The following is a 9471-nucleotide window of genomic DNA, read 5'->3' as shown; positions in this document are numbered from 1 at the left end:
GAGCCATGGTGACGGCCACAGCTCGGGCCTCGCGGGAGAAGTGAGGGCGGCCTCAGAGGCGCGCCGAGGAGGTCAGTGCACAGGTGGTCATCCAGACTGCGTTGAGAGCCATCCCCATGATCGGGAAGGCAGGGTGGAAACTCCTGGTTCCACTCGGCGTGGGCGCCGCTGCTGCTGTCGGGGTTGGTGTGAAGGGCGGTGTGGACACCGCAAAGGGACGCACCATGCGGAAAGAGGCCCAGAAGCGTTTCGAGGGGGCGGTCGCCGAATGCGAGGCCGCTCGGGTAAGTACAGAACGAGCGGTCAACGAGTACGGCTATTTCCAGATACGTGTTCACCAAGAGGCAGTCGGCCGGTTAGCGGACTGGCTCGAACGGAACGAGTACCTCGTCAAACGCCTCGACTTCAAGACGGTCGACGGCGTGCGTATCCAGGTTCCGAGCATTCCGAAGTACGTTGCCAGCGTTGAGAACGTCACCACGGGAGTCACCGGGTTGGCAAGCGCGGTCGGTGCTGGCGTCTCAGCACAGGCGGCAGCTCTGTGGGGCGTTTCGACGCTTGCGTCTGCAAGCACCGGCACGGCGATCTCATCACTGAGCGGCGCCGCAGCTCAGCGTGCGACGCTGGCCTGGCTCGGAGGCGGCCCGGTGGCAGCGGGCGGTGGCGGGGTGGCAGTTGGAGAGGCCGTCCTTGGCCTCGTAACGATCGTTCCCGCCCTGCTCATTAGCGGCATGACCATAGGCGTTGTAGGCGCTCGTACGAAGACCAAGGCTCGTGACTTCGTTGCGACGGTGGAAGTCGAAATCGAGCGAATCGGCCTCGCTCACGACATGCTCGGCGCCGCCGACCGACGTATCGAGGAGCTTCGAGTTCTGCTCGGTCGCCTGACCCAGCGAGCGACTCACGCTCTCGATGTGCTCGAAGCATTGGAGTTCGATCCAGAACTCCATGCGCGCGAGTTCTTGCGCGCGCTCCAGTTGGTTACCGCAGTTAGGGAGGTCCTGAACACCCCGGTCCTCGACCCTAAGTCGGGGGAACTCACTGAGGCGTCGATCGAGATCCTGAGGAAGTACGCATGAGCACATCCAGCAGAGTCGCAGCGTTGATCCCCAAGCCGAGCCCGGCCATGGTCGTCGATACCTTTAGGCTAGTCGTGGCCTCGGCCAATGAGTGGTACACGGTCGTGGCGCAGGAAGCGTCTCGGCGCGAGGAGATCCGAGCGTGGGAGAAGACCCAGCTCGAAATCATCCAGGTCCAGAGGGACTTCCTCCTGACCGCTCTGGACAAGACCTTCGACGAGCGCCGTGAGAACTTCCGGAGGCTCTTCGACGATCTGGATACAGCTCTGACCTCAGATCGAGTCGACGCGGCCGCCCAGGTGTCGGACCTCCTCGGCGCGATCACGGACCTCGCCAAGACGAGCCCGTTCAAGGATCTGAAGAGTCCCTCGCTCGTTGTCCAGGAGTTCCTGCAGAGCGGACGGGTGATCGAGCTCTAGCGCGATGAGGGCTGCCGCTTTCGGCTGCTGGTGTGGGACCCGATGTGGCAGAACCCGAACCGCCTTCACACTGCCCAGGAACCTGTTGTGGTTGTTTCGGCGGCCTGGCGACGGGTCGTGTGAATCGGCACCGGCGCAGCGTGATCTCGTAGGTCACGCCGCGCACGCCGGAACGCCGCCGACAGAAGTCTGCGAGAAGGCCCGGCCGGGTGTCGTGCGCCGGGCCATCGGTCAACCGCCGAGCCCAGTGGCCGAGAACCCCGGACCACGCTCGTAATGATCGTCAACCGACGGCGGTCAAGCACGCGATAATGAGCGCACCACATGGAGGTGACGACGGCGCGATGGAGGTCCAGAGCAGGTGCCATCGAAGAGGAGGACGCTGACATCGCTGTTGGCACTGACCGCCGGACCGACCTCATCGAAGGTCGAGTACGTGATCGGCGGGCAGGCCCTGAGCGCCGCCGACCGTGAGACCGCAGCCCAGTTCCTCGCTGACGACGCGATGCAACTGCGGTGTGGGAAGTCGCCGACGCTCGATCGGTGGCGTTCCGTCCGCGACGGCCGCGACCCAGGCGACGTAGTGAGTGCGGCTACTGTGGCCACGTACGCCAAGCTCGGCTTCGGTCTACCCACGAGCCCTGCCAACGCCGATCACCTGCAAGGGCTAGTTGCTGAGCTGCTGTGGAACCGCCTGATCCAAGAGCGGAAAAACTGTAGTGGCGGTCGTCATCTCGTCAAGGCGCATTCGGTGAAACCCGATCCGCTCGAACCCGGCGGCGATGGTCTGGTGGTCTACGAAGTGAACGGCGCCTACGTGTTCCGCTTGTGGGAGATCAAGAAACACGAGGCCACCAAACCGATCTCGGCCACAATCGGGCGGGCCAGCAAGCAGCTGGCCCGCCGCGGCAACGAATACCTGGCCAAGCTCGCTGGTCCGGACACGGTCCAGCAGCGCGGTCCGATCGGCGATTTCTACGCCGAAGTCGTCGAATTGTGGCTGGACAGCAGTGACCGTGCCGGCGTGGGCGTGTCGGTCGGGACTTCGGACGCTCACGCACCCAGCACGCCGCGGGCGTTTGGATCGATCCGGACTGCATTTCCGAGTTTCACGTCCGTTGAGCAGACCGAGAGCGTGATCGTCGCGGTGCCGGACTTTCCGGGCTTCGCCGTTCGGGTCAGGGAGATCGTGTGGACCGGGCTCTAGACCTCACGACGCTCACTGCGGCGCTGGGCGGCCGGAGCGGCATCCCGTCGCCTGAGGAGTTGCAGCAGCTTATGGGGCAAATGGAGGTGCAACTTTTCCTCCATCGCCCGGAGTTCGACCCACAGTTGCTCGACGCGGCGTGGTACCTGCACGGCGTCGCTTCCGTTGACCAAGCCCGGGAGCGGTATACCCCGCAGCGTCAACGGCAGGCGTTCGTCGTCAGCGCCCACATCTTCGACCTTGCGTTACAGCAGGACGGTTGGCCGCCAGCGGAGCAACTGTCCTTAGGGTTCGCGGCGGCGATCGGCTACCGCCGCGGTGGGCGGGAGCCGAACGCCACGGCAATCATGAACCAGCTGCGAGAGCTCATCATCGTCGACCAACCCGTGGCCGACCATGCCGACACCCTGGCATTGGAAGCCGGCCTGGCGTTTCTCGGGTTCCAAACCCGGTCGCTGTTCGCCTGGTTCAATGCGTGGCGCCGGCAGCTGGCAACGCTGGCGGGTGCATCTGGATTGGCTGATCTAACCAGCACCATTTTCGGCCCGGCGCACATGGTCGTCCTGGGCGCCGACGACCTCCTCGCCTACTTCACTGCCGGGACAGTCGGTCGCCTCGAACGGGGCCAGACCCGGCTTCTGCAGGTCATCAACGGCGAGGCAGGTCCGGACGACGTTGATGCACGGTGGGTCGCCGCGCACCTTCTAGCGCTCTCGGGCGAGGCGCAGGCAGGCTCGTTGTGGAACCCTGGGGTCATACCGCCGACTGTGCCGCGACTCGTCCGGCAGGCGTTTACCGTTGGCGCACCGGCAGTGTTGACCCTCTGGGAGCCGCAGCGGGACCTGCTCACGGGTCCCCGGTCGCCGTTTGATCCGCAGGTCCGACGCATGGTCCTCGCAGTGCCGACAAGCGGTGGCAAGACGTTGCTCGCGCAACTGCTTGCCGTGGAGCAGCTCGACCGTACCGGTCAGGCGGTCTGCTACGTCGCTCCGACCCGGAGCCTGTGCCGTGAGGTCCGCCAGGCAATGAGTGAGCGGGTCCGGATCCTGCAGAAGGAGACCGGAACCGACCAACCTGACTTCCCGACCTCGCCGTGGTCACTGTTCGCCCAGCCCGGCGTCATTGATGCCGGACCCCCGCCTGACGTCGAAGTCATGACACAGGAGCGGCTGGCCCACATGTTCCGCCACGATGCGCAGGCGGTCCTAGACCGCTTCGGCATGTTCATTTTTGACGAGGCCCAGCACATCAAGGAGGCCGGCCGGGGCTTCGTGTTCGAGTCGACGATTGCCATCCTCGACTACCTGACCCATGACACCGACCACCGGATCGTGCTGATCTCCGCGGCGATGGGTAACGCCGGCGCGATCGCGCAATGGCTCAACCCCGACGGTGAGACGCTGCTACACGAATCGGCCTGGCGTGGCCCCCGCCGGTTGCACGCCGTATTCACGACACAGGCGGACTTCGCGGCCACCGAGATCGAGCCGATCAAGGTCACGAAGCGCACCAAGTGGTTCTTCCGCCACATCACCCCGATCGGTGGGTTGGTCCGGCTTCGGCTGGCAGATGGCGAGACCACCCGTCTGACCACTCAAGGCGACACCGGCTGGCGCTTGATCCGTAACGCGACCACTGCCGACAAGTTCCCACCCAAGATCGAGACCGACAGCGGCAAATCCACCCGCCAGTACAAGATTGCCAGCGACATGATGGAGATGCTTAGCCACGCTGGATCTGTCCTGGTGGTCACCGGTACCCGCTCACAGGCCCAGCTGATCGCACGAAGTCTGGCCGAGTCTGGGGAGGAGAATCCGGCGCTCGCGACGCTGGTCGACTTTGTCCGCGGTCAGCTCGGAGACGCCCATCCGCTGGTCGAGCCGTTGCGTCGCGGTGTGGGCTTCCACCATGCGGGCCTGCCGACCGAGGTGCAGGAGGCACTGGAGCAAGCGGTCCGCAACGACGAGCTGCGGTACCTAACCTGCACCTCTACCCTGACCGACGGCGTCAATCTGCCCGTACGAACTGTCGTGATCTACGACCAGACCTATGCCGGCCAGCCTGAAGACACTCTGATGCGCGGTGCGCGGCTCGTGAATGCAATGGGTCGTGCAGGCCGAGCAGGCAAGGAAACCGAGGGCTGGATCGTGCTGACCCGTGCGGCGCAGCCCACCAGCAACGACTTCGCCGACCTCGACCCTGATCCCGATGCGCTAGCGGTCACTTCATCACTGCTCACCGAGCAGGCGTTGGAGTCCTTCGCCGCGCTGGAGACCGCTCTGCGCGACGATCAGGATGCCATCTTTACGGCAGAGGGACGAGCCGCGACAGATTTTATCGGCTTCGTATGGTTGATGCTGGCAATCGAGGAGGATTCCGGCACCGAGCCCGAAGACATCGACGTCGCCGACATCGTGGACTCGACGTTGGCCGCAACGCTGTCGGGGCCAGTCCGCGCCATCTGTCTACGGGTCGCTCGAGCAGTGCAGGCTCGATACATCTCCGCGGACCAATCAGCGCGCCGCCGGTGGCCCCGCACGGGTACCAGCATCGGCTCGGCACAATCCATCGACGACCTCGCACAGCGGCTTGCCCGCACGATCGTCACACGGAGCCGGGACGGAGACCTCGGCGACATCACCGCCCCTGGCTTCCTGTTCCGGTTCCCAGGAGTCCTACGAACCCTGTTGGGTCTGCCAGAAGCGCCGACGTGGCGATTTCGGGTCAGCAAACAGGGAGCCGACATCGAGGTGCGGGCCGCCCGCGTTCTGCGTGACTGGCTCAGCGGCGCGTCGCTGGCGCAGCTGGCAGAGACGCATCTGGCGCAGGTGCCGGTGCCGTCCTGGCGGATTGAGCAAATGGTCGACGCAGTCACCAGCCACTTTGAGCACTACCTATCGTGGACCGTCGGCGCACTTGTCGAGCTGATCAACATGCGTCTAGCCGACGTCGATTTCGCAGACCGACTTTGCCCAGATCTCGGCGGCTACATCCGCTTCGGTGTCGACAACGCCGACACGCTGATCCTGATGACCGGCGGCATCCGCTCCCGCCGTCTAGTACACGCGATCGCAGCCGACCTCCCCGACGACTTCGAGACCAGTCAGAACAACCTGCGGCATTGGCTGGCCGGCATGGGGATCGCCGAATGGCGGGACCGGTACGACGCCACCGCTTCGGAAATCCTTGACCTGCTCGGCTTCACGCGGCTGCGGCGGCGTAGCTTGCTTAGAACCCTGCTGGAGGACGGCACGGTTAGCGTCGACCTTCCAGAGGCCACGATCACCCGGCCAAGGCGCCGACTGCGGCTGCAGCCGGCGCGCAACGCAGCGGAGCCGGCTCCGCTTGCCGTTTATGCCGGACAAACTCACCTCGCCACGATCGCTTCTCAGGATCACGCTGATGTGTCCGCGATTCTCGACACCGGGCTGGCGATCGACCTCGCCGTCGATGTCAATAGCGAACCGCCGACACTGACCATCTCGCTGCCGCTCGTAGACACGGAATAGGTGAACGGGCATTTGCGGACTCCACCGGAACGCGCAACGCGGCCGGCACATTTAGTAGCCAGCCTGACGCGTTGGGTGCCGTTCGGCGATGTGGAGCTCAACGTTCCGGCGCGGCCATGATGGCTAGGGCACATGCGCTTGCGTACGCCAGACGCCGACGGATCGAGAGGCCGCTGCGGCTTCTATCTCGATGGTGCGTGATGCGTGGTCCGGGTCAGACGTGGCCGCCGCGGACCAGGCGGCGGCCACGGTCCTTCCTTCCCTACGCTGCGCGGCGAATACGGCGGCGGGCGGCAGCCAGGCTCCGGGTGGGATGCGGGGTCGTGCCAGCTTGGCGGTTCTCAACCGGCGGCTGGGCGGGGCCGAAAATGGCCGTCTCCATCAGTTCCGCGGCCTTGCGCGCACTGAGGTCGAGGACGTGCGTGTAGACCTCATCGGTTGTGCGCCCGCTGGCGTGGCCGAGTCGACCCTGCATGATGTGCTGTGGCACACCGGCATCGGCGCCAGCCGTAGCCGAGGTGTGCCGAGCGTCGTGCAGGGCGATCACCGGCACACCGGCGGCAAGACAAGCCCGCTCCCACTGCTGAGTCAGGTACCGCGGGTAGTACGGCTGACCGTCCTCGCGGCAGAACAGGTAACGGCCGTCCTCGTACAGATCGTCAGCGGCTTCCTTCTCCGCATCTTGGCGCACAAGGTGGGCCCGCAGCACGGCCACCGCGGCGGGTCCGATCGCGACTGAGCGCTTGCTCTTGCCCTTGGGTGCCTTCTCGATGGCGCCATCGCGTGAGGTGGTGGTGCGTTGCCAGTACACCTGCAGTACGCCGCCCTCGAGGTCGACGCGGTCCCACTTGAGCCCGAGGAGCTCGCCTCGGCGCAGTCCACCCACAATGGCGAGCACCCACGCCGCATACAACCGGTGCTCGGCATGGTGGGCCAGGAACCGGCCCGCCTGCTCGGCAGTCCACACGCCCTTACGACCGGCGGTCTCCCGCTGTTCCCGACGCGGCTTGCGAACGCCCTCGATCTCGATGTGCAGATCCGACAGTGCCTTCATCAGCACCCGGTGCACGTTGCCTACCGTCGTGCGCGACAGCGGCCCGCCGCGCTTGCTACCCCGTGCCAGCAGCGTCTTGTAGAGGTCGTGGATGGCGCGCTTGTCGAGGGTGTACACCTGCCGGCTGCCCAGGTGGGGCGAGATGTAGCACCGCACGATGTCGCGGTAGTTGCCGAGGGTCGTTTCCTGGACGTCCAGCTCCCGCTCGCCGAGCCACTGCTCCAACTCCGCGGCGAAGCTGCCGTCGGCGGCCAAGTCGGCGCGGGCGTAGGTCTTGCGGGCTTCGGTCTCCGCCGCCTGGGCGTCCTCCTGACGGAGGAAGCCCTTCCGGTTCATCTGACGGCGCTTGCCGTCGCTCGCCGGGGGCAAGTCGATGGTGAACTGCCAGCGCGTCTGGCCACGGGACAGCTGATAGCTAAAGATAGACACGGGTCGATCCCCTCCGCTAACGGGGTGAGAACTCGACCGACTGTGCGCGATCTCCGTTAGCGGAACCGTTAGCGGAAACCAGGCAAGATCTTGAATCTTGCCTGGTCAGCCATGGTCGGGACGGCGGGATTCGAACCCACGACCCCTTGACCCCCAGGCAACGATCATGGTCTATGTAGCTGGCCAGATGCCTTGCGGCGTAAGGAATCCGCGTCCGTCGGTGTGTGTGAGTGTCCGCTGGTGTGTGCCGCGATTGACACTCAGTTGGACACTCAGCGGTCGCTGAAGCACTGCTGGTTGACTTCGTTCGCGAGAACGGGAGCCACATGTTCGTCCGTTCCGGCTCCACCTCGCCGGCTCGTGCGGTGCCAGTGTCCGTGAGAACGAGCGCCACTTGTTGACCATTGAGGCACAGGCCGAGCCGGCGCTCGGACGCCAAGCTACTCTCCGTAGATGCCGTCCGTCATGACGAACCATGGCTCCCGCGCGCACTTCTGCCGATGAGCGGACGTTCTTGTGTGATGCGGGCCTGGACCTTGCTTTGTGCGGAGGTGACCGTGAAGATCGCTCGGTGAGCTTTCTCCAGCGCTATCTTCGCGGCGAGCATGAGCAGGTCTGGGCCGACCTTCGCGAGTTGGGCCCATCGGTGCGTGGTGAAGAGGTATTCGAAGACGCCCACGGTGTTGCCGTGGAGACAATGCGCCGGGTGCGCTCCAATGTTGAGGCAGTACGCCGGCGTCTGGACGACGCTGGCTACCGATTCAAGGAACCCGACCGGGTACACGTTCCGCCACCGGCGGATGCGGGTGACCAGCTGGACAACTTCGAGCAGCGTCACGGCCCGCTGCCGCTGTCGTTGCGTGCGTTCTACGAGGTTGTCGGTACGGTCGACTTTCGGCAGTCGTGGGAGCAGTTGGTCGGCTGGAATGAGCGCAAGCGGCGCGCGGTGCCAACCGAGCCCATCGAGTACCTGGGCGAGTACGACCCGCTGATGGTGGAGCCGTTGAACTGCAAGCGCGCGGCGTGGCAGGCCGACTTCGGAAAGCGGTCATGGTTTCTGGCACCCGACGAATGTCATAAGGCCAACTACAGCGGCGGCGATCACTACGAAGTTCTGCTGCCGGACGACAGCGCTGACTTTCGCATCTACGGAATGGTCATGTCCGACCAGAGCCCCTTCGGTGAACACTTCGTCGAGTATCTGCGCGAGACGTTCCGAGGCGGTGGGTTCCGCGGAACCGTCGAAGTACGCGAAGGCCGGTTAGCAGGCCGTTCCCTCCCCGATCTAGACATCGCCAGTCGACTCGCGGACGGACTCCAGCCGCTCGGCGTCTCCAACGCCCAGGGAAGGCTGTTCGAGACCTGACAACCACGGAGTCCGCCCACACCCGCCACGCATCGCACTGGCTCGGGAGTCCTCATCCGCAGACAGCGCGCGTCGAGGCCCGGCACTCATCACGGTGCGTGAGCGGAACGCCGATTCGGCGACAGGCCCAGCCTTTGCCGCCGACGGTGGCGCCTAAACTCGCGAACATCGAGATCGGTGAGATCTCGCTGGGGCCGAAACTCAGCGAGATCTGGTGCCCATACTCGCGAACAAAACCAGTTGGTCGCCGGTTGCCGCCCGGTGAGGGCGTCACCTCGGCTGCGCGGTAAGGCGTCAAGCTCGCCTTGACAGGGCTCTCGCGGTCGCCCGCACTGCGTAGGTTCGTCTGCCCGACGGTGCCGTTTCGGCCGTACGGATGAGCTACCGCTGGAGCCAGCACGCTGCCGG

At 65.1% G+C, this 9471-nt stretch carries 6 protein-coding genes; 5 read left to right on the top strand and 1 reads right to left on the bottom strand.

Going from position 1 to position 9471, the window contains the following annotated elements; genetic code table 11:
* The first annotated feature begins 83 nt into the window (after nt 1–83).
* The 4 genes from OHA72_RS22030 to OHA72_RS22015 all read left to right on the top strand — a co-directional run bounded on the left by OHA72_RS22030 (nt 84) and on the right by OHA72_RS22015 (nt 6214).
* Complete coding sequence (locus tag OHA72_RS22030) at nt 84–1079, top strand: hypothetical protein (protein ID WP_327009664.1); 996 nt, start codon at nt 84–86, stop codon at nt 1077–1079.
* Entirely contained in the window at nt 1076–1498 is a 423-nt protein-coding gene (locus OHA72_RS22025; protein WP_327009663.1) for a hypothetical protein, read from the top strand. The genes OHA72_RS22030 and OHA72_RS22025 overlap by 4 nt, the downstream gene beginning before the upstream one ends.
* Nucleotides 1499–1892: 394 nt before the next feature.
* On the top strand, nt 1893–2705 hold the full coding sequence (locus OHA72_RS22020; protein WP_327009662.1) for a hypothetical protein: 813 nt from the start codon (nt 1893–1895) through the stop codon (nt 2703–2705).
* Nucleotides 2690–6214 (top strand): DEAD/DEAH box helicase, encoded by a 3525-nt coding sequence (locus OHA72_RS22015; RefSeq protein WP_327009661.1) that lies wholly within the window; start codon nt 2690–2692, stop codon nt 6212–6214. Before OHA72_RS22020 ends, OHA72_RS22015 begins: the two co-directional genes overlap by 16 nt.
* Before the next feature lie 262 nt (nt 6215–6476).
* On the opposite strand, the gene OHA72_RS22010 is transcribed toward OHA72_RS22015, so the two are convergent.
* Nucleotides 6477–7697, bottom strand: a complete 1221-nt coding sequence (locus OHA72_RS22010; RefSeq protein ID WP_327009660.1) for a site-specific integrase — start codon at nt 7695–7697, stop codon at nt 6477–6479.
* A 571-nt stretch (nt 7698–8268) separates the two neighbouring features.
* Between OHA72_RS22010 and OHA72_RS22005 the strand changes: the two genes are divergently transcribed.
* Nucleotides 8269–9063, top strand: coding sequence for a hypothetical protein (locus OHA72_RS22005; protein ID WP_327009659.1), 795 nt, complete (start codon nt 8269–8271; stop codon nt 9061–9063).
* Nucleotides 9064–9471: the final 408 nt, after the last annotated feature.

Source organism: Dactylosporangium sp. NBC_01737, from assembly GCF_035963215.1.
Lineage (GTDB): Bacteria > Actinomycetota > Actinomycetes > Mycobacteriales > Micromonosporaceae > Dactylosporangium.
This window is presented reverse-complemented; position numbering and strand designations above follow the sequence as displayed.

Excerpts from the sequence above, each read along its gene's own strand:
- OHA72_RS22025 (WP_327009663.1), top strand. The coding sequence starts at position 1,076 with ATGAGCACATCCAGCAGAGTCGCAGCGTTGATCCCCAAGCCGAGCCCG.